This window comes from Algoriphagus chordae (assembly GCF_003254055.1).
GTDB lineage: Bacteria > Bacteroidota > Bacteroidia > Cytophagales > Cyclobacteriaceae > Algoriphagus > Algoriphagus chordae.
The window spans coordinates 26197-47719 of record NZ_QKZT01000011.1 but is presented as its reverse complement, the minus strand read 5'-3'; the positions used below and the strand labels follow the sequence as shown (position 1 = coordinate 47719).

15 protein-coding genes and 2 tRNA genes are annotated in these 21523 nt (G+C 40.3%); 10 read left to right on the top strand and 7 right to left on the bottom strand.

The window, feature by feature from the left end:
* Nucleotides 1–167: 167 nt before the first annotated feature.
* On the top strand, nt 168–1040 hold the full coding sequence (locus LV85_RS13045) for a S1 family peptidase (protein WP_111320119.1): 873 nt from the start codon (nt 168–170) through the stop codon (nt 1038–1040).
* Nucleotides 1041–1176: 136 nt separating this feature from the next.
* Here LV85_RS13045 and LV85_RS13040 read toward each other — a convergent pair whose 3' ends face one another.
* The 6 genes from LV85_RS13040 to LV85_RS13015 form a co-directional block, all read right to left on the bottom strand.
* Nucleotides 1177–1545 (bottom strand): PKD domain-containing protein, encoded by a 369-nt coding sequence (locus tag LV85_RS13040; protein WP_111320117.1) that lies wholly within the window; start codon nt 1543–1545, stop codon nt 1177–1179.
* Nucleotides 1546–1885: 340 nt separating this feature from the next.
* Complete coding sequence (locus tag LV85_RS13035) at nt 1886–4117, bottom strand: NADP-dependent isocitrate dehydrogenase (protein ID WP_111320115.1); 2232 nt, start codon at nt 4115–4117, stop codon at nt 1886–1888.
* Between the two features lie 194 nt (nt 4118–4311).
* Nucleotides 4312–5109: an amidohydrolase gene (locus LV85_RS13030; RefSeq protein WP_111320113.1), complete on the bottom strand. Its 798-nt coding sequence runs from the start codon at nt 5107–5109 to the stop codon at nt 4312–4314.
* Nucleotides 5106–5660: a peptide deformylase gene (gene def / locus LV85_RS13025; RefSeq protein WP_111320111.1), complete on the bottom strand. Its 555-nt coding sequence runs from the start codon at nt 5658–5660 to the stop codon at nt 5106–5108. The genes LV85_RS13030 and def overlap by 4 nt, the downstream gene beginning before the upstream one ends.
* Nucleotides 5657–6070, bottom strand: a complete 414-nt coding sequence (ruvX, locus tag LV85_RS13020) for a Holliday junction resolvase RuvX (RefSeq protein WP_111320109.1) — start codon at nt 6068–6070, stop codon at nt 5657–5659. The genes def and ruvX overlap by 4 nt, the downstream gene beginning before the upstream one ends.
* Nucleotides 6070–6828, bottom strand: coding sequence for a hemerythrin domain-containing protein (locus LV85_RS13015; protein WP_111320107.1), 759 nt, complete (start codon nt 6826–6828; stop codon nt 6070–6072). The genes ruvX and LV85_RS13015 overlap by 1 nt, the downstream gene beginning before the upstream one ends.
* 168 nt (nt 6829–6996) lie before the next feature.
* On the opposite strand from LV85_RS13015, the gene LV85_RS13010 reads away from it, so the two are divergent.
* From LV85_RS13010 to LV85_RS12995, 4 genes are all read left to right on the top strand, one after another.
* On the top strand, nt 6997–8658 hold the full coding sequence (locus LV85_RS13010) for a S41 family peptidase (RefSeq protein ID WP_111320105.1): 1662 nt from the start codon (nt 6997–6999) through the stop codon (nt 8656–8658).
* A gap of 140 nt (nt 8659–8798) precedes the next feature.
* A complete protein-coding gene (locus LV85_RS13005; RefSeq protein WP_245942299.1) occupies nt 8799–9230 on the top strand; it encodes a VOC family protein in 432 nt (143 codons plus the stop codon).
* A gap of 484 nt (nt 9231–9714) precedes the next feature.
* Nucleotides 9715–12861 (top strand): SusC/RagA family TonB-linked outer membrane protein, encoded by a 3147-nt coding sequence (locus LV85_RS13000; protein ID WP_111320103.1) that lies wholly within the window; start codon nt 9715–9717, stop codon nt 12859–12861.
* A gap of 31 nt (nt 12862–12892) precedes the next feature.
* Complete coding sequence (locus LV85_RS12995; RefSeq protein WP_111320101.1) at nt 12893–14368, top strand: SusD/RagB family nutrient-binding outer membrane lipoprotein; 1476 nt, start codon at nt 12893–12895, stop codon at nt 14366–14368.
* Between the two features lie 323 nt (nt 14369–14691).
* On the opposite strand, the gene LV85_RS12990 is transcribed toward LV85_RS12995, so the two are convergent.
* Nucleotides 14692–16647 (bottom strand): M1 family metallopeptidase, encoded by a 1956-nt coding sequence (locus LV85_RS12990; RefSeq protein ID WP_111320099.1) that lies wholly within the window; start codon nt 16645–16647, stop codon nt 14692–14694.
* 157 nt (nt 16648–16804) lie between these two features.
* Between LV85_RS12990 and LV85_RS12985 the strand changes: the two genes are divergently transcribed.
* The 5 genes from LV85_RS12985 to LV85_RS12965 all read left to right on the top strand — a co-directional run bounded on the left by LV85_RS12985 (nt 16805) and on the right by LV85_RS12965 (nt 21521).
* A complete protein-coding gene (locus LV85_RS12985) occupies nt 16805–18631 on the top strand; it encodes a TonB-dependent receptor plug domain-containing protein (RefSeq protein ID WP_111320097.1) in 1827 nt (608 codons plus the stop codon).
* Nucleotides 18632–18830: 199 nt separating this feature from the next.
* A tRNA-Val gene (locus LV85_RS12980) sits at nt 18831–18905 on the top strand.
* Between the two features lie 194 nt (nt 18906–19099).
* Nucleotides 19100–19174 (top strand) — tRNA-Val (locus LV85_RS12975).
* A 517-nt stretch (nt 19175–19691) separates the two neighbouring features.
* Nucleotides 19692–20648, top strand: coding sequence for a glycosyltransferase (locus tag LV85_RS12970; RefSeq protein WP_211318412.1), 957 nt, complete (start codon nt 19692–19694; stop codon nt 20646–20648).
* 15 nt (nt 20649–20663) lie between these two features.
* Nucleotides 20664–21521 carry an ABC transporter permease gene (locus tag LV85_RS12965; protein WP_111320093.1) on the top strand — a complete coding sequence of 286 codons (858 nt, stop codon included), beginning with the start codon at nt 20664–20666 and terminating at the stop codon, nt 21519–21521.
* Nucleotides 21522–21523: the final 2 nt, after the last annotated feature.

Here is a 21523-nt window from a genome sequence, read left to right as displayed (position 1 = left end):
ATGGCTAAGTTATTACATTTATTTGGCTAGCCAAAACTATCCTATGCGCCACATTAATTCTTCCTTCATACAATCGATTCCGAGGAAAAATAGTTTCTTAAATATTTTGAAAAAATTCATTTCACAATGCTTTTGCCTATTTTGAGACCTCATCTAAGCAATTTTTAATGTTTGAAAAAGCAATCCTCGAAACCGCCGGCTACACCCGAGCCATTCATTCTATCTCCAGAAACTTTGGAAGTACCCAAATCCAAAAAGGCTCTGCTACGTTGTTTTTTGTCAATCAAGAAGGCTATGCACTGACTTGCAAGCATGTGGCGCAATGGCTATCACAAGCAGATCAAATCAATCAAAAATACCAGACGTTTTTGCAGCAAGGCAAAGACCTAAGTGGCGGGCAGCGCTCAGCATTAGCCAAAAAATTAGGATTGAAAGCAGATGTCACTTCTGAGATGCGCGTCACTTTTGTAGATTGCGTGGATCAGATCAAGAACATGAAATTTTTCATCCACCCTGAATATGACTTGGCGTTGATCAAGTTCGAAGGCTTTGAGAAAACATTATTTACTAACATCCCCAAATTCAAGAAGGACCATGCTGCTATTAATCCTGGCGCGATGCTTTGTCGATTAGGCTTTCCTTTTCCTGAGTTTTCAAATTTTCAGCTAAATAGCCAAAAGCAATCCTTAGAATGGACCAGTACTGGGGCTATGCGCTCACCGCGATTTCCTATAGAAGGAATGCTCACTCGCTTTTTGGGTGACAAAAAAGGAAAGGTCTATGGAATGGAATTGAGTACGCCAGGATTGCGAGGACAAAGTGGCGGGCCGCTATTTGATTCTACCGGGAAAGTCTGCGGAATGCAAAGCCGGACGAAGCATTTACACTTGGGCTTTGATATAGAAGACAAAGCCATCATAGCCCATGGCAAAGCAAAGAAAATAAATGACTACGCCTTTATCCATTTGGGCGAATGCATTCACGTTTCAGTAATCAAGGAATTTATGCGGGCAAATAAGGTGAATTTTGAGGAAGAATGATTCAATGGAAAGAAGAATAGATTGATCCCTGTAGTATCATCCCTTAAACTAGCTAAACATAAAAAAGTCAGGCTCTCGCTTGACTTTTTTTTAAAAGAAACATTAGTCAAATGCAAAACGCATTTGCTTAAGCTAATTATTTAGCTGTTACCTCTTCTCTTGGCTCTACAAAACAAAGATTGTCTCCATCTTGGATAACTACAGTCGCCTTCACAGTATAATTACCTGCATCAGCATAGGTATGCTCGGCAGTTAATCCACTAAATGCTTCTACAGGTGTTCCATCACCAAAATCCCAGCTTATCTCATCCAAGACTGTTTGGCTTCCTTTATATTCTACACTGAATGTAACTTTCTTAGTATCGGTTGCATCCACCTGATGATGAATATCTACTTTAGCCGCTTCAATAGTACAATCAATTGCATCTTTATCATCGTCACTACAAGAAGTATTAGCGCCGAGTACAATTGCGGCAATCGCGAAGGTCAATAAGAATTTTTTCATGATTTGAATTTTAAGTTGGTTGTTTTTTAATAGCAAACAAGTTAATTAATCATCCATCATAAAACCTATAATAACATTGAATAAAATCAAACAACAAGAGCATTTTTTATCATAAAGCCTATTTTTTCATAGAAAAGTAATAAACTCTACAACATTTCGTTTGGCATTTTATAGAAATTAGCAGTAATTATATTAATCAACTATAAATTTTCTCTTCTTAGCATTTAACAGCTCGACTTTACCTTTGGTAGAACTTTCACAACTAAAAGTAAATCAGCCATAAAGCCAAAAAGCCATCCCGATTGCTCAGGATGGCTTATATAGTTATGAAATAAGTTGATTATACTAATTGTGTCAGCACTTCATTCAAGGTAGCGCTTGGTCTCATTGCCTGAGAAGCCAATATTGCATCTGGTCTGAAATACCCCCCTATATTCATTGAAGCACCTTGTGAACCATTCAGTTCATCTACTATTGTAGCTTCTTGCGCTTCCAATGCTTTAGCTAGTGGCGTAAACTTAGCCTTCAGCTCAGCATCCTTATTTTGTGCTGCAAGTGCTTCTGCCCAATATAGTGCTAGGTAGAAATGGCTACCTCTGTTATCTAATTTACCTACAACTCTCGCTGGAGACTTATCATTTTCCAACCATTTGCCTGTAGCCTGATCAAGTGTCTCAGCCAGTAGCAAAGCTTTATCGTTATGGAATGTTTGCCCTAAATGCTCCAAGGAAACTGCCAATGCAAGGAATTCACCCAAGGAATCCCAACGCAGGTGACCTTCCGTAACAAACTGCTCCACATGCTTAGGTGCAGACCCACCAGCACCCGTTTCAAACAGACCGCCACCATTCATCAATGGAACGATAGAAAGCATTTTGGCAGAAGTTCCCAATTCTAAAATAGGAAACAAGTCAGTCAAGTAATCTCTCAACACGTTGCCCGTGACAGAGATCGTATCCATTCCTTCTTTGATTCTAGCCAAAGAAAGGTTTGTAGCCTCCACTGGTGAAAGGATAGAAATCTCCAATCCAGTCTGATCATGATCTAACAAGTATTTATTTACTTTTTTGATCAGTTCTGCATCATGAGCTCTATGTGGGTCTAGCCAGAAAATCGCTGGGGTATCCGAAAGTCTCGCTCTAGTCACAGCCAGTTTGACCCAGTCTTGAATCGGAGCGTCCTTAGTCTGGCACATTCTCCAGATATCTCCAGCTTCCACGGGATGCGAGAAGATTTCAACCCCATTTTGATCCAGAACCTTGACCGTTCCAGCATAAGGAATTTCAAAGGTTTTATCGTGCGAACCATATTCTTCAGCTTTTTGAGCCATCAATCCTACATTTGGTACAGAACCCATCGTCGATGGATCAAATGCACCATGAGTTCTACAGAACTCAATAGTAGCTTGATATACTCCAGCATAAGATCTGTCTGGAATAATCGCTTTGGTATCTTGAAGTTTGCCAGCCTTATTCCACATCTGACCAGAAGTTCTGATCATCGCAGGCATAGAAGCATCGATAATCACATCACTTGGCACATGTAGGTTGGTGATTCCCTTATCCGAATTCACCATAGCCAAGTCTGGACTATCTGCTAGACAAGCCGCAATGTCAGCTTCAACTTCAGTTCTTTTTGGAATAGAAAGCTTATCAAGGTTGGAAATCAAATCCCCAAAACCATTATTTACATCTATTCCTATTTCATTAAATGTAGCTGCATGCTTCGCAAACACTGGCTCAAAAAACACTTTCACCGCATGCCCAAAGATGATAGGATCTGACACCTTCATCATGGTTGCTTTCATGTGAATTGAGAAAAGAACACCTTGCTGCTTTGCCTCTGCTTTTGCTTTTCTTAGAAATGCTGTCAAAGCAGCGATACTCATGGTAGAAGCATCGATCACTTCACCAGCCAGAATATTCAAACCAGACTTAAGTATCTCTTTTCGGCCATCCGCGCCATGTAATTCTATAGAAATAACAGCCGCATCTACCATGGTATGGGATTTCTCACTTCCGTAAAAATCTCCTTCAGACATACTATCTACATGTGTATTAGAATCAGCAGACCACTTACCCATGGAATGTGGATGCTTTCTCGCGTAGGCTTTCACTGCCTGTGGAGCTCTACGATCCGAATTTCCTTCACGAAGAACTGGGTTCACAGCAGAGCCTTTGATTTTGTCGTATTTGCTTTTAATACTCTTCTCTTCCTCAGTTTTTGGCTCTTCTGGATATTCTGGAACCGCATAGCCCTGAGACTGAAGTTCCTTGATCGCAGCCTTCAGCTGTGGAACAGAAGCAGAAATATTTGGAAGCTTTACGATATTGGCTTCAGGAGTTTTAGCAATATTTCCTAACTCAGCCAAGGTGTCTGGCAGCTGCTGCTCTGGAGTCAACGACTCAGAGAAATTAGCGATGATTCTGGCAGAAAGAGAAATATCACGGGTTTCTACCGATACACCGGCAGATTTAGTGAATGCCTCTACTATTGGCAATAGGGAATACGTAGCCAAAGCCGGAGCTTCATCGGTCAGCGTATAGAGGATTTTTGGAGTTTGGTTACTCATGGTTTTAATAATTCAAAAAGACATGTGATACCCTGCCACATCAATTGACCTACATGAGGTCATCTCCATGTCAAACTATTCTATTTGGACTGGAAAAAGAGGCAACAGAGTCTTAAAATATTGGGGCTAAAATACGGAAAATATCCTTGTTTCAAATTCCGCTCGCGTAAAGTACTGAGAGTCTGAAAAAAGGATTATTGGATCAAAAAATTATCCGAATCCATCCAAGCCGGAAATTTCTCTCGATAGGAATCAAGTGCCTTTGCATCTAAGGTCAAAACAGTAATTTTCTCCCCTTCACCCAAAAACTCTAGCTGATTCCCTTTGAAGTCATAGCCTGCAGAGTGTCCATTGTACTTTATTCCATTTCCATCGGCTTCTACCCGATTTACTCCTATACTATAGGAGAGATTTTCTATAGCCCTAGCTGGCAAAAGTGCATCCCAAGCAGAAACTCGGGCTGCGGGCCAAGAGGCTACATAAAAAATCAGATCATAAGCCAAGCTCCTATCGATCATTCTATTTCTAGACCAGATGGGAAATCGCAGATCATAACAAATTTGTGGACAGATTTTCCAGCCATGCAATTCGAAAATCGGTAAGCTTTCTCCTGCGGAAAATGTGCGATCCTCGTCGGCCATTCGAAAAAGATGCCGTTTGTCATAATGTTGAATCATTCCATCTGGACTCACCCACAGCAAGCGATTGTGATAACTTCCATCAACCTTGATAATCGCACTACCAGCAATAGTGGTATTCTTTTGCGCAGCCATCTGCTTCATCCACTTGCAGACATTGAGATTCATAGGCTCAGCCAATTCTGCTGCATCCATACTAAATCCCGTCGGGAACATTTCTGGCAGAATGATCAGATCCACCTTATTGTCTATCTCCCACATTTTCTCTTCCAGCATCGCCAGATTCGCCACTTTATCTTTCCAATAAAGATTGGTTTGTACAAGTGCTATAGAAAGTTGTGGGGATTTGATCATTTCAGGGGATAGATCATTCGGTAATCCGTAGAAATTTTACCCTTACTGACATCGACTAGCTTGGACTTTACAAGTCGCTTTTTGAGACCTTTCAAATAGTCTACAAATAAAATCCCTTCCAAGTGATCATACTCATGCTGAATCACACGAGCGGTCATTCCAGAGAATTCCTCCTCCTTCAGGTTCCAGTTCTCATCGTAATACTCTATCGTCAAAGTGTCAGGACGGGTGATCTCTGCACGGATTTCAGGAATACTCAAGCAACCTTCTTCAAAGCTGTAATCATCACCATATTCATCCAAAATAATAGGATTGATAAATACACGTCGAATACCAACTTCTTCATCTTCCTCATCTAGCATTAGGTTGCTATCAATGACAAAAAGGCTAAGTCCTTGGTTGATTTGTGGAGCTGCTAGGCCTACGCCATTGGCATTGTCCATGGTATCAAACATATTCTTGATCAGCTCATCGAGTGCTGTGCCTTCGGTAATCTCCTCGGCTTCTCTCTTCAAAATCGGGCTACCGTAGGCCACTATAGGGTAAATCATTGTCTCTCTAAATACGATTGTAGAATAATTGCCGCACTCACCTTATCTAGGTTTCCAGCTTTTTCTTTTCTGTCTTTCTTTTTACTTCCCATGGAAATCATGCTTTGCATGGCCATCTTAGAAGTGAACCGCTCATCGACGAGTTCTATTTTTTTATCAGGAAAAGCTTTCGAAAGCCTGTCCTTCATAGTAATTACTTTTGGCGTCATCTCATTATCCTGACCATTCAATCGAGTCGGATAACCTAGAACAAGTGTATCCACTTCTTCTTTTTCACAGTAGCTTTTCAGATAATCAAGCACTGTGCTGGTCTCGACGGTTTCCAATGGATTGGCCAACATTTTCAATGGATCGGTAACAGCTAGGCCGGTTCTTTTGGTTCCCAGGTCAATCGCGAGAATTCTGGGCATCAGTTTTTTCTGGTTTTTTTCTTGAACAGACGCAAAGCCTCTCTTTCCAGCTCAACAGCCTTGGGAAAAAGAAGTTCATCTTCGATTTTTGCATGAATTCTAAGTTCCTGCTCGAAGTTCTGCAATTCGTGATATAATACTTTCATCGTCAGCGGAGCATCCTCATCCAAGGAATAATCTGACGTCAACTTTCTGATTCCCTCCATTTCATCATCATGAATCTCGTGCTGATCTGCGAGCAGGTGTATGGGATCTCTTTGTAAAATTGTAATGGCATCTACCAAAGAAAATCTATTTTCCTCAATATCCTGAAGCAATTCAATTCTCTTGAAGAGCCTACTTTCCTCTTCATGAATATGATGGATAAAATCCTCCACAAAGAGCGGAAACATAATCCGGAGATCTGCCATCAAAGATGCAAATTTAGGCTCTGGATCTATCCCTGAGATGATATTGGATAGAAATGGCAACTCCTGTCGTACAAAATAGTAGTGCTTCTTTTTTAAATAAGCCACTAAAACTTCAATCGGATTGAGGTACAATTCTTCCGTGGAAGGATCCTTCCGTTCTGCCCATGATTCCAGTTCTGTAATCAACTGACTTGCGTGTACTTTATGCTTTTTACACACCGTTTCCAGCGATTCCGTAGGGTATTGATAAAAGCTGATTCCAAAATAATGCAACACAGAAGCAAAGACATAGTTTTCAGAAACTAAATCTCCCAGCATTGCCTTTTCAAAATCATCAACGGATCGCATCTTGCAAAAATAATTTTTTTTAAGAGAAAAAAGGGGAATAAATTGAGCCATTATACACAGCCCTCGTATAAACATTTGTTAGCTTTATCAAATGTGTACCCAAAAAGAGGGTGAAATTGGGTAATTTACAGTAACAATAAAGACAATAACCAACTGAAAGAGAAAGTCGTGAGCGAGACAAAAAACACCAAATCCCATATCAGACTACCTATCATATTGGCCTTAGCCATATCTGCAGGTATCTGGATAGGAGCAACTTTTGCTGAGCCAAAAGGAAGTCAAAATGACCTTAGAGCAGCACTTTACAAGCTGCAGGAGATAATGACCTATGTCAATCGAGACTATGTCGACAGTGTCAACACCAACGAACTGGTGGAATATGGCATCACAAAAATGCTTGAGCACCTAGACCCCCACTCTAGCTATATCCCAGCAAAGGATGCATCAATTGTGCAATCCCAGCTTGACGGAGAATTTGACGGCATCGGAGTGGAATTCGGAATCATCCGGGATACAATCTATGTAGTAGCACCTTTGACAGGTGGACCTTCAGAAGCACTTGGAATCCAATCAGGAGATCAAATCATCCGAGTAGATGGAGAAACTATGGCAGGTGTAGGAGTCACGAATAGAGATGTTTTCGAAAAACTACGTGGCCCAAAAGGCTCCGTTGTAGTTGTGGACATGAAGCGTAAAAACGAGAAAGAGCTTATCGAATACAAGATAACTCGTGATAAGATCCCTCAATACAGCATCATCGCTTCCTATATGGTCAACAATGAAATCGGATATATCAAAGTGACCCGATTTGCAGCGACCACTTACGACGAGTTCAAAGAATCGATCGCAGATCTGCAGAGTAAGGGAATGAAAAAATTGGTTATTGACCTTCAAGGTAATCCTGGCGGATACATGGGAGCGGCTATCAATATGGCCGATGAGCTTCTTGGAAACAAAGCATTGATTGTATCCCAAGAAGGAAAAGTAGAGCAATACAACCAGAAAGCATACGCTTTCAAACCAGGGATGTTTGAACAAGGTCCGGTAATCGTGTTGGTCAATGAAGGTTCAGCTTCGGCTTCTGAGATTCTCGCTGGTGCAGTTCAAGATAACGATAGAGGTTTGATCGTAGGAAGAAGATCCTTTGGAAAAGGTTTAGTACAAATGCCAATTGATCTAACCGATGGAGCAGAGTTGAGATTGACGATAGCGAGGTATTACACCCCATCTGGTAGATCTATTCAAAAACCTTATGGTGCTAATTATGAAGATTATGTACAAGACTACATGAATCGCTATAAGCATGGTGAGTTTTTCTCTGCAGACAGTATCACCTTCAATGACAGCTTGAAGTATGAAACTGTGAAGGGCCGAACTGTTTACGGTGGTGGTGGTATCATGCCAGATTACTTCGTTCCATTGGATACAGCAATGGCTTCCGCTTATGTGAGTAAGTTATTCAACTCTGATTCGGCAAGAGAATTTGTCCTTGATTATTATAATGAACATAAGTCCGAATTTGAGAAAATGAGTGAGGAGAAATACTACACAGACTATGCTGTGAGTGACGCTATGTTGAGTGAATTGATAGAATACGGCAAGAAAAACAAGGTCGAGTTTGACGCTGCTGATTTCAATAAATCTAAGGATTACCTCAAAATCTTAGTAAAAGCACACATGGGAAGGCAGATCTATGATGACAGCACCTTCTACAAAGTGGTCAATGACATCAATGAGATATATCTACAAGCCATCAAATTATTTGATGAAGCTGAGAAATTAGCTGTAGCTACTGATCTTCATAATGATGGCGTAGAGGAGGAAGAATAAGCACATTTCCTTAAGGCATAAACAAGAAAGCACTCGCCTAGGCGGGTGCTTTCTTGTTTATTATCAAAATTTATTTTCAATCCATTACCAAATACGCTAACATTAGGCAGTCTAAATAATTTAACCGACCCCAAAAGCCTATGAAAGCCTTATTCACCTTCTTATTGTTAGGAATCACTATGAGTTCTTATGCCCAAATCAAAGTTAACCACATCGCTGTCCATGTAAGCTCCCTAGAGCCTAGCAAGGAATTTTATCAGAAAATAGTAGGCTTAGAAGAAATCGAAGAGCCATTCAAAGACGGTTTACACGCTTGGTATGACATCGGAGGTGGAGCTGCACTTCATATCATCGAGGCTGCAAATGTCCCTACACAGATCTCAAAAGTGAATCACCTTTGCTTTAGCATGAAGGACATGGATGCTTTCATCAAAACATTGGAAAACACAGATTATCCCTTCGAAAGCTGGCTTGGAGAAAAAGGCAAAGTAACCGTCAGAGTAGATGGTATTCGTCAAATCTACATTCAGGATCCTGACGGAATGTGGCTGGAGATCAATGATGATTATTGATTCTCCTATTTTATAAAACAGAAAAAGCTCAGTTTCAGAACTGAGCTTTTTCTGTTTAACTGCATTAATATTTAGTAATCAATAACCAGCGAGATAGAATAGAGCACTCAAAGCTCACGATAATTCCCGCCCTATTTTAAGAACTTGTTAAGAACCATCAATTGCATCAGTTGAACCATGTAGTAAAACATCACATGCTTTTCTGAAAATTCATACTTTTTAAAGTAAAAAACATCGCAATTACTTAATAGACCCTGATTTCAGCTCACTACAACAACCTAAAATATAATATTAGGCTAGGTCTCAATATTATCTCTTTTTTATTATTCGGGTTTTTAATATAACAAATTGAAAACCTCATTTTTCATCCTCCATTTCCCTACTTGGATACTTTTGTGTCTTGATGTCGACGACGAGCAAATAGATTCTCTATAGACTGACAATCAAACAATTATAATCATTATCAAAATTACAAAACTAGAAAATGAAGAAGACTTTTACAGGTATTACTTTGTTGATGATGCTCCTACCAACAGTTTTGTTGGCGCAAGTTCAGATCAAAGGAAAAGTATCAGACAACACCGGAGAAGGACTCCCAGGCGTCACAGTATTGGTGAAAGGTACCAATAAAGGCACCGTTGCCGATTTTGAAGGCAACTACAATATTATGGCAGATGAAAGCGCCATTTTGGTCTATAGTTTTATAGGATTTGAATCTCAAGAAGAAGCTATCAACGGACGAAGTATCATCAATATCACACTGGCCGAAGACAGTAAGGCCCTGGATGAGGTAGTCGTAACAGCGATAGGTATCAAGCAACAAAAGAAGAAATTGGGATATGCTACCCAAGAAGTACCAATGGATGTTCTGGCAGAAGCCTCCACCTTGAATCTGGGGAATGCGCTTTCTGGTCAGATAGCAGGACTGACAGTTACCAATCCGACGGGAATGTTCCAGTCTCCTTCATTTGTTTTGAGAGGCAAAACACCTCTAATTGTACTGGATGGTGTCCCTGTAGAAACTGATTTTTTTGACATTTCTCCAGAAAACATAGAAAGTATCAACGTCCTTAAGGGCGGTTCAGCATCGGCACTTTATGGAGCTAGAGGAAAAAATGGCGCAATCTTAATCACGAGAAAGAATGCCAAAAAGGATGGGCTAACTGTCACTGCCACCACCAATAATATGGTGACCGCAGGATTTACTGTCTTTCCAGAAACGCAGACAAGCTATGGTAATGGCTCGAATGGGAAATATGAATTCTGGGATGGTGCAGATGGTGGTATCTCGGATGGAGACATGATCTGGGGGCCAAAATTTGAACCAGGGGTTCTTGTCCCACAATGGAATAGCCCAATCAGAAATAAAAATACCGGTGAGCTTGTAGAATGGTACGGAAGTGTCACAGGAACAGTCTATGACGACAAATCCACCTATGAACGCGTACCTACCGAATGGAAACGCCATGATAACCTGAATGATTTCCTAAGGACAGGAGTAGTCACAAAAAATGATGTTTCTATTGCATATCAAGGCGAAAAAGCTCAGCTGATGTTCTCTGCTAACTATGCCTACCAGCAAGGCCAAGTACCTAACACCTCTGTAAATACTGGAGGATTCAATTTCAACTCATCATTCAAACTGAGCGAAAAACTACAGTTGGATGCAACTATGAGTTATAATAAAGTGTATTCACCAAACTACCCTCGCTATGGTTACGGCCCAAAAAACCATATGTACACCATTCTAGTTTGGATGGGTGATGATGTGAATGGGGCTGACCTTAGAGACCACATGTACGTACCTGGATTGGAAGGCTATAGACAAGCGAACTTTAACTATGCCTGGTACAACAATGTCTATTTCGCAGCAAATGAACTTAACCAAGTTCACAACCGCAATGTCATGGATGGCAAGCTGAAGCTGAAATATCAAATCACGCCTGACTTGTACGTCCAAGGCAGAATTTCTGCTAGACAGAAAACACTTTTTGAGGATATGCAAAGTCCAAAGTCATACATGAATTATGGTGACTCAAGAAATGGTGACTACAAATTATGGAATGACGATCAGTTAAATTTAGACACTGACTTCTTGGCGGCTTACAACAAGGATTTCAATGAAAAAATTGGTCTAACTGTCAATGCAGGCGCATCGAGTTTTTACAGAAACTACAAGCAGGCCTATTCCTCCTCTGATGGATTGATCGTTCCTTATGTATATAGCTTAAACAATACGCAAGGCCCAGTACAAGCTTCCAATTATTTGGAAGAGAAAGAAATCCGATCTGTCTATGGTTCTGTGGGAGTAGATCTTTGGCAATCAATCTTCCTAAATGTAACAGCTAGAAATGACTGGTCCTCGACCTTACCAAAAATCAATAATTCTTATTTCTACCCATCAGCATCGGTCAGCGCGATTATTTCAGAGTTTATCAACTTGCCAAAAGCGATTGATTTCATTAAAGTCTACGGCTCATGGTCGGAAGTTTCTAGTGATTTAAGTCCCTACAGTATCTACTCAACCTACAATAAGGGAGTGACCTATGGATCAATTCCATCAGTGACTTACTCTTCAAGTTTGGTCAATCCTGAAATCATGCCTCAAAAGTCAAGCACTTTCGAAGCTGGTCTATCTACCTCCTTTGCTAAGAAAAGATTAACCTTAGAGGGTACATATTATAGAATTCTGGATGAAAATCAGATTATCGATCTGAGCATCTCCGAAGCCTCTGGCTATACTTCCAGAAAAGTGAATGGTAACGAATACACTACCAATGGCTTTGAGTTAATGTTGAATTATGCTGCGATTCAAAAAGAGAATTTCTCTTGGAATATCGGAGCTAACTGGACAAAGTTTGAGCGAAAAATCACTGGGATTTATAGTGATGATGACAATTTCGGAAACTTAAAAATAGGTGACAGAGCTGATAGCTACTATGCAACCGTTTGGCAAAAAAGTGCTGATGGACAAGTCATCCTGGATGCTAATACAGGACTTCCTACTCGAGATCCATTCCCTACTAAAATCGGTCACCTAGATCCTTCTTGGAGATTTGGTATTCAAAACCAATTCAACATCCACAAATTCAGGATAGCAATGGATGTAGATGGCGCTTGGGGCGGATTGATCAGATCATTGACCATAGAGAAAATGTGGTGGGGCGGCAAACACCCCAACTCTACACAATACAGAGATGAGGAATATGCCGCTGGACAACCAGTATATGTGCCAGAAGGTGTCGTGATCACTGGAGGTGAGCTAGTCAGAGATGTAGATGGGAACGTACTTTCAGATAGTAGAGAATATGCACCAAATACTACAGCAGTAAGCTGGCAGACCTGGTCCCAGACCTACCCATATAGAGCTCAGGTGACTGAAGATGAAAGCGAGACTTTTGCGAACGTGTTTGACGGCTCTTATCTGAAACTAAGGAGACTATCAGTGACTTATGACTTGATGAACATCATGAAGTCCAAAAAGATCAAAAATCTTGATTTGTCCCTATATGGCTACAATCTATTTGTACTAAAGAAACTGCCTTACCTAGATCCTGACTTTGGCAATGACAACAATCTTCAGGATCCATCCTCACGCTACCTGGGCATGACTTTGAAAGCCGTATTTTAATTGATTTACAGTCAGACAAACATTGAATAAAATGAAAAATATATTAACAATCCTGTTTCTTTCTTTGGTGTTTACTTCCTGCGCGGACCTGGAGGAAATGAACATCAATCCAAACCTTCCGACTGAAACTCACCCTCAACTTCTACTGACCAATGTGGAATGGTCAGTCTTCAGAGCCAATGGGGGCACTTCTCCACTCTATGCACAAAAGATGCTCGTACAAACTGATGGGGAAAACACTAATCAGTACTACAAATGGGATAGAGGAAGTTTTGGTCCTTATTCTGTTTTAAGAAATGTGACCAAAATGATCCAAGAAGCTGAGCGTATAGAAGACCCTGCTTACATAGCTTTGGGCAAATTCTTCAGAAGTTACTATTTCTTCAACTTGACCCTAAACTTCGGAGATGTCCCATACACAGCAGCGCTAAAGGGTGAGATAGAAGAAGAGTATGCACCTGTATACGATGACCAAGAAGTCGTTTTCAAAGGCATATTGCTAGAATTGGAAGAGGCAGACAAGATTCTTTCTGAGCAGAACACCATCATAGCCGGAGATATCATCTATGCTGGCAATGTGCTCTCGTGGAGAAAATTGATCAACGCATTCCGCTTGAAGGTTCTTATGACACTTTCTCCAAAATCGGCATCTGGAGAAATAGACTTCAGCGAATTCAATACTATTTTCACCAATAGTCCCTTGATGGAAAGTGAAGAAGAAAGCGGTCAATTGGTATTCTTAGATCAGCAAAACAATCGATACCCAGATTTCAACAGTAGTGGATTCAGCTCTGGAATGTATATCGATTCCACCTTTATACAGAGACTTCAAGTAAGAAAAGACCCAAGACTCTTCATTTACTGTACTCAGACCAAATCTGCCAAAGAAGCAGGCAAAGCAATCGACGATTTCTCGGCATATGAAGGCGGTGATCCTGCAGCACCATATGCTGAGGTCAATGAAAAAGCTACCCTAGGCAAGGTGTCAAAAGTGAACGACCGGTACCATAGAGATCCGATAAATGAACCATATAAGCTCTTAGGCTATTCCGAGCAACAATTAATATTAGCAGAGGCTGCGGTACGAGGCTGGATCAATGCAGATGCTGAAATGCTTTATGAGGAAGGTGTAAAGGCCTCTTTCAAGTTTTACGAAATGTATTCTGAAGAATATAGCAGCTACGTAGATTCTGAAGCGGCAATAATGTACCTCAATGAGCCAATGAATGACTTTTCAAAAGTCACGAGCGACACCGATAAAATTGAGCTGATCATCATGCAAAAATATCTGCAGTCCTTCTTTCAACTACAATGGACATCCTTCTATGATCATCACCGTACTGGATTTCCATCTTTCAGAAGACCTGAGGGTGTCGAGATTCCTTACAGATGGATTTATCCTCAGTCTGAATATAATTACAATGCAGAAAACGTAACCTCTGCCATTACCAAGCAATTCGGCGCCGGCAATGATAACATTCATGAAATGACCTGGTGGATTAAATAATCAAATCTAATTTTCAATTCAATGGGCTTTCATCTACACAGATGGGAGCCCATTTTTTATTATGAATAGGTGATTTTCACTCACTTAAATATTAAAGCATTACAGGGCTTGATAAACCCAAACTTTGGGTCCAAGATCTTGTCTAGTAGATCTCTACTAGTGATGGCAAGAGAGCCAAAAAATATCCTTTCTTAAAAACATTTAGCCTTTTTCCTCGATAGAAAAATCGTACACAGTGTCATCTTCATCTAGATGCCTAGACTTTGTACTCTATTAAAAATGTAAAAGCCCGGACCTTAGATCCGGGCTCTTGCCATTTCTTATTATTCGTAAACGTTCTGTGGCCAGCTATCATTTCCAAGATTCACATCTGGAATAAGCTTATCAGGATCGACTACTACTCCTTTCACTTTTTTGTCAGTTTTCAGCAGGTAATTCCAAGTGTCACCTCGTTGCCAGATTTCAACCGGAAGCATTTTTCTCTCAGTTGAGCCATCTTCAAAAGTGATTTCCATCAATACTGGCATTGGCATGTCTCCTTTATTTTCTAAAACAAAGACATAGTTGCCTGCATAAGGGATCACAGCACTTATACCTAAATCAATATTGCCAGTTCCATAGAACCATCCTTGCCAGAACCAAGAAAGGTTCTCACCAGCTACATTCTCCATATGATTGAAGAAATCAGTTGGTTGTGGATGCTTGTATGCCCAAGTCTTGATATAGGACTTGAAAGCATTGTCAAAGCGCTCGTGACCGAGGATGTACTCTCTCAACATCAAAAGACCCATAGCAGGTTTGTTGTAAGCAAGCATGCCCAGATTGCTTACATTTACTACATCTGGATAAGTATCGATTCCTTCTCTAGTCTCGCTAGTGAAGAAATTAATAGATCTACGAGTTTGATTCAAATTTGAAGGATACTCCCCATCATTGAATGCTAGGGTGCTGTAATGGTTGATAAAAGTATTAAATCCTTCATCCATCCAAGGGTAGCGACGCTCATTTGAACCTACAATCATTGGGAACCAGTTGTGACCAAACTCATGATCAGTTACTCCCCAAAGTCCACGTCCTTTTGAATTGTAGCTACAGAAATTTAATCCTGGATACTCCATCCCTCCTATGTCTGCTGCCACATTGGTAGCTGTCGCATAAGGGAATTCAAACCATCTGTCAGAATAATGCTCGATAGATGCTTTGCTATATTCCGTGGATCTAGACCAAGCCTCTTGTCCATCGGATTCTTTTGGATATGCAGACTGAGCCAATATTTTCTTTCCGCTAGGCAAGTTGATTTTGGCAGCATCCCAGATAAATGCCTTAGAAGTAGCAAAAGCTACATCACGGCTATTTTCAATAGCAAAATGCCAAGTGACAGTTCCGTCTTGCTTAGGTCTTGTCAATTCAGTGTTTCCAATCTCATCAGCAGTGATCAACATTACTGTAGTATCACTGTCTTTTGCTTTAGCGTAACGATTCTGAAGTTCTTTACTCAATACCTCTTTAGGATTCAACAACTCACCAGAACCTACTACGATGTGGTCATAAGGCACGGTAACTTTGTAATCGAAATCACCATACTCTAGGTAAAACTCTCCAGCTCCCAAGTAAGGCTCCACATTCCAACCTTCTACGTCATCAAATACGGCTACTTTAGGATACCACTGAGCAAAAGCATAAATCCAACCATCTTCTACTTCAAGTCTTCCCATTCGGTCCATTCCTTCTACCGGAACTTTGAAAGAGAAATCCATAGAAACGGTTGCTGTTCCACCTTTCGCCGGGATAGGTTCATTGAACCACACTTGCATTCTAGTATCAGAATCGATGTGCTTCGTAGAGACGGATCCCTTAGAACCAACTTTGGCCTGAAGGTTAGTCACATCAAATCCACCGTCGGTATCACCGTTGTATCGGTTCCCTTGAATTGGAGTAGTCAAGGTACCGCGAGAATCTTCCGTAAATCTGTTTTGCTCCATCTGCATCCAGATGAAATCAAGATTCTCAGGGCTATTATTGGTGTAAGTAAGTGTAATATTACCAGTAAGCGTGTGTGCCTGATCATCCAAGGTCACTGCGATTTGGTAATCAGCCTTGTTCTGCCAGTAACCTACATTAGGCTTGCCAGAAGCAGATCGAGTGTATGTCCCCTTTCGGTTGATAAATTCACCAAATTGTTCTTGATTATTCTCCTTTACTTCTTGAGCAAAAGAATTGCTGATTCCTGCGAGCATCGCTCCTGCAAAAAGCAGCTTAACTATAATTTTCCTGCGCATACTATTTATTGATTTAGCCGCAAAAGTAAGAATTGAAATTTTAAACAGCTGTGATATTTACACGAGAGTCATTCCTTTAACGAATTTTTAGAAATATCTCATTATTGGAAAAAGGATATTTTCCTTTCACTTTTGGGATACTATTCACGATCAACCCATGCAAAAACTAGTACTACTGCTGTCTTCTTTGGCATTTTCTACAGGTCTATATGCCCAATCTGACACGACTACCCAGGACTTAGGTGAAGTTTTGATTCATGAAAACAGAATCCAGCTCCCCTTTTCTAAGCAAAGCAGAAACATCTCTCTGGTAAGTAAACTTCAAATAGAGACATCCCCAGCCAGAAGCCTCCCAGAAGTGCTATCATTCGTACCTGGTTTAGATATTCGCCAAAGAGGAGTGACTGGTGTCCAAGCCGATGTGAGTATTCGTGGAGGATCCTTTGAGCAGACACTAATGCTTCTGAATGGCATCAAGCTCAGCGATCCTCAGACAGGACATCATATGATGAATATCCCAGTACCACTAGTCAATATAGATCGAATCGAAGTCCTTAAGGGCCCTGCATCAAGAGTTTTTGGGCAGAATGCTTATGCAGGTGCAATCAATGTGATTACCGAACTGAGCGATAAAAGATACGCCAGACTGCAGGGCTATGCAGGAGACTTCGGGATGAAAGGGATAAATTTTGCAGGTTCGCTTCCTCTAGGGAATTACAAGCAAAACTTGGCTATCTCATACGATGATTCAGATGGGCACTGGTACAATTCTGATTACCAAGTCAGTAATATCTTTTATGAAGGAGGCATTGATCTCAATGAACAAAATGAGTTGAAAGGCATGATAGCCTATACTGATCGTGATTTTGGTGCCAATGGTTTTTACTCCAGCTCCTTTCCAGATCAATGGGAAAGCGTTCAGACTACTCTTGCCTCTATAAGCCATACATTGACGCTAGAAAAGTTTTACCTAAACACCAGAGGCTATTTCCGTAGAAATGCTGATGAATATGTACTCAAGAGAAATGAACCGTCCTTCTACCAAAACTTTCACACGACAGATGTTTACGCCATTGAAGCAAACGGGAATTTTGAGACTAAACTTGGCACAACCGGTTTTGGTGTTGAGACAAGAAAAGAATCCATCGAAAGCACAAATCTTGGCGACAGAGAACGCACCATCGCTGGCGTATTTTTGGAACAGATGGTTAATTTTGGAACAAAAGTAGATTTACGCGCAGGGTTGTATTCTAATTATTACACAGGATATGGCTGGAAGCATTTCCCTGGAGCTGAACTAGGGTTCCAAGCCACGAAAGAACTACGATTTTACTCTGGCTACGGCGTAAGTTTTAGAATCCCAACTTATAACGACCTTTACTATCAAGGCCCAACAAATATCGGCAATGATCAACTAGAGCCAGAACAAGCGCAAAATTTCGAAATAGGAGCTAAATGGTCGAAATCTGGCTTTTTCGCTGAATTGGTTTATTTCAACAGAAACACAGATAATTTAATCGAATGGACTAGACCTGACGCAGACACGCCTTGGCAGCCCCAGAATTTCAGTGAAGTGAAATTTAACGGAATTGAAGCTTCATTAAATTACCGAGTAAGTCCCAATGGCAAAACAGTCCAGATTAAGGAGTTTATGCTTTCCTATAATTACCTCAATGCCGATTTGATTGACCAGCCAGGAATTGAAACTCGCTATGCTCTGACAGCTTTAAAAAATCAAGTCATTGGAGGATTTCTTTTGGGACTTGGTCAAAAATTCGAATGGAACACGAAAATGAGATACTTGGAGAGAATGAGCCAAGACCCCTACTTCCTACTTGATATGCGAGTGGACTTCAATCGTACTGGAAAACTGGGATTCTTTGCTGAAGCATCTAATATTACAAACACCGACTACATGGAAGCAGGTACAGTACAGATGCCAGGTCGCTGGTTTCGTGCTGGATTTATGTTGAATTTGGAGTAAAGGCTAAATAAATAATAATTTACCTCCTCATTATCAAACGATTATTTTTTATTATCAAAAAAAAGCAATCCAAGATTTGCCACAAATGAATCTCTAATTACCTTTGCATTCCCTTTCGAACGGAAAGGAATACAAAGATGGGAGTTTAGCTCATCCCGATAGCTATCGGGAGGTTCAGAGTTTCAAAATAAAATTTATTGGGAGTTTAGCTCAGTTGGTTCAGAGCATCTGCCTTACAAGCAGAGGGTCGGGGGTTCGAATCCCTCAACTCCCACATCTTAAAGTTTAGCTCTGTTGGTTCAGAGCATTCCGATGTAATCGGAAGAATCGGGGTTCTCCCGAAAGCTTTCGGGACTCAAATCCCACATCTTACTATGTATGCTCAAAAGTGGGCACTATTCTATTCTTGGGAGTTTTGCTCATCCCGATAGTTATCGGGAGGTTCAGAGTTTCAGAAGAAGATTTATTGGGAGTTTAGCTCAGTTGGTTCAGAGCATCTGCCTTACAAGCAGAGGGTCGGGGGTTCGAATCCCTCAACTCCCACATTTTAAAATTTAGCTCTATTGGTTCAGAGCATTCCGATGTAATCGGAAGGATCGGGGTTCTCCCGAAAGCTTTTGAGACTCAAATCCCATATTCAATCCCGACATCCTCGGGATTTTTTTTGTGTTATGGCCTGCTATTTCTACATTTTGCATGCTTCCATACTCGACAAGTCATACCTTGGTCATACCTACCAAAACGTGAAGAAGGTCTAAGAAAATAATTATCCAAAAAAGGTCGATTTCCGCCAAATCTGATGAGTAACAACTCTGATTCCCTAATCAGAATTATAGAATATGATTTAACTAACCATTACAGTCAATAATCACTTCAAATATATTTTTAATCCTTTTATATTGTATAAAAAGCTTTTCACATCAACATCTCTTGTTTATTACTTATACATTTAATTATATTTGACGATCTAAATTATTAGATCCTCATGGAAAGTCGTACACCAAGCTCACCCCCTTTAATTCATTCGATTAAGGACCAGAAGAGACCAATTTGGTCAGTGATGATCCCTGTATACAACTCCATTGCATATCTAAGAGAAACCATTGAAAGCGTACTTTCTCAAGATTTAGGCGAAAGCCTTATGGAAATCGAAGTGGTAGATGACAATAGTACTGATGGAAATGTCAGAGAATTAGTATATCAAGTAAGTAAGGGTAGAGTAAAATACTACAAGCAACATGAAAATGTTGGGAGTTTACGAAACTTTGAAACCTGTATCAATCGCTCTTCTGGCCATTATATCCATTTACTACACGCGGATGACCGCGTAGAAAATGGATTCTATAAGGAAATCGATGAACTCTTCAACTTATACCCTCAAGTAGGCGCAGCCTTTACTAATTTCCTCTACATTGATCACCAGAGCAAAGATTTGACTATTTCAGCCCCTAATCTATTTAATGAATCAGGAGTCTTGCCCGATTTTTTAAGAATAATAGCAAAACATCAGCTTATCCAACCGCCTGCCATGGTTGTAAAAAGATCGACCTACGAAAGGCTAGGTGGTTTCTATGGAGTCCATTATGGTGAAGATTGGGAAATGTGGACAAGAATTGCTGCTAATTTTCCCATTGCATATTCTCCAAAAACCCTAGCAAAATATCGTGTGGGGCACGGGCAAGGGATAAGTCATCACAGCTTTTTAGAAGGAAGAAACGTCAGTGACATCATGAAGGTAATTGACAATATTCAAATTCATTTACCCAATGAACTCAAAGCTCAAACCAAGAGACAATCTTTAGCCTACCATGCCAAATTTAACATAAAGCTAGCAGGCAGTTTCTTGTCAAATAACAAAGCCGCTGCTTTTAGGCAAATTAAGGGAGCTTGGCAGATGGATAAGAGCATAAATACCATAGCATGGATAATACGCTTCTATTTAATGTACCTTTTAAGGTATAAGTCTATTCACAAGAGAATCTATCAGGTCAAATCAACTATTTCGCTGAAAACGTAAAACCAATTCCAAACTATGAAAGGACATGCATCCAAGGAACTTTGGGATTGGGAAATAAGGCCAGAAACACCTTGGTTTAGTACTAGTCTCAAGGAGCTATTTCAATATAAAGATTTAATAATACAATTAGTCCGTAAAGATTTTCTTGGTTCTTACCAGCAAACCTTGTTAGGACCATTTTGGGTTCTGCTCCAGCCTCTATTGACTGTACTCATTTATGTTTTGGTATTCAATAAATTTATTGGAATTTCTACGGGCTCCACACCCCCGTTTTTATTCAATTTGATTGGAATCACCTTGTGGGGATTATTTTCTGAAACCTTTCTCCAGCTGTCAAAAACCTTTTCGCAGAATATAGAAATATTCAGTAAAGTATATTTTCCAAGAGTAATAGTAGCGATATCCTCATTAAGCCTTCAAATCATTCTTTTCGGAATTCAATTATTATTGCTTTGTTGTGCCTACTCCTATTTTGCAGCAACAGGAATCGTTGACTTCAATTTTGCTCGTATTTTTCTGATTTTTCCAGCAATAGTCGTTACGGCAGGAATTGCCTTTGGCGGTGGACTTATTTTCTCTGTATTAACCGCTAAATACCGCGATCTCTTACCATTATTACATATGCTTATCAGGCTACTAATGTTTGTTTGCCCAATTTTTTACTCTGTAGCTATGGTACCCGAAAACATTCAATGGGTAGTAAAAATTAACCCCCTATCTTCTCAATTTGAACTCTTTAGATATTCATTTCTCGGATCTGGTACAGTGGAGGTTCCTGAACTCCTGTATAGTGGAGGATTCATGATAATCATTGTTCTTCTTGGAACACTTTTGTTCAATAAGATGAGTGACCGCCTAATGGACGTATTATAAGC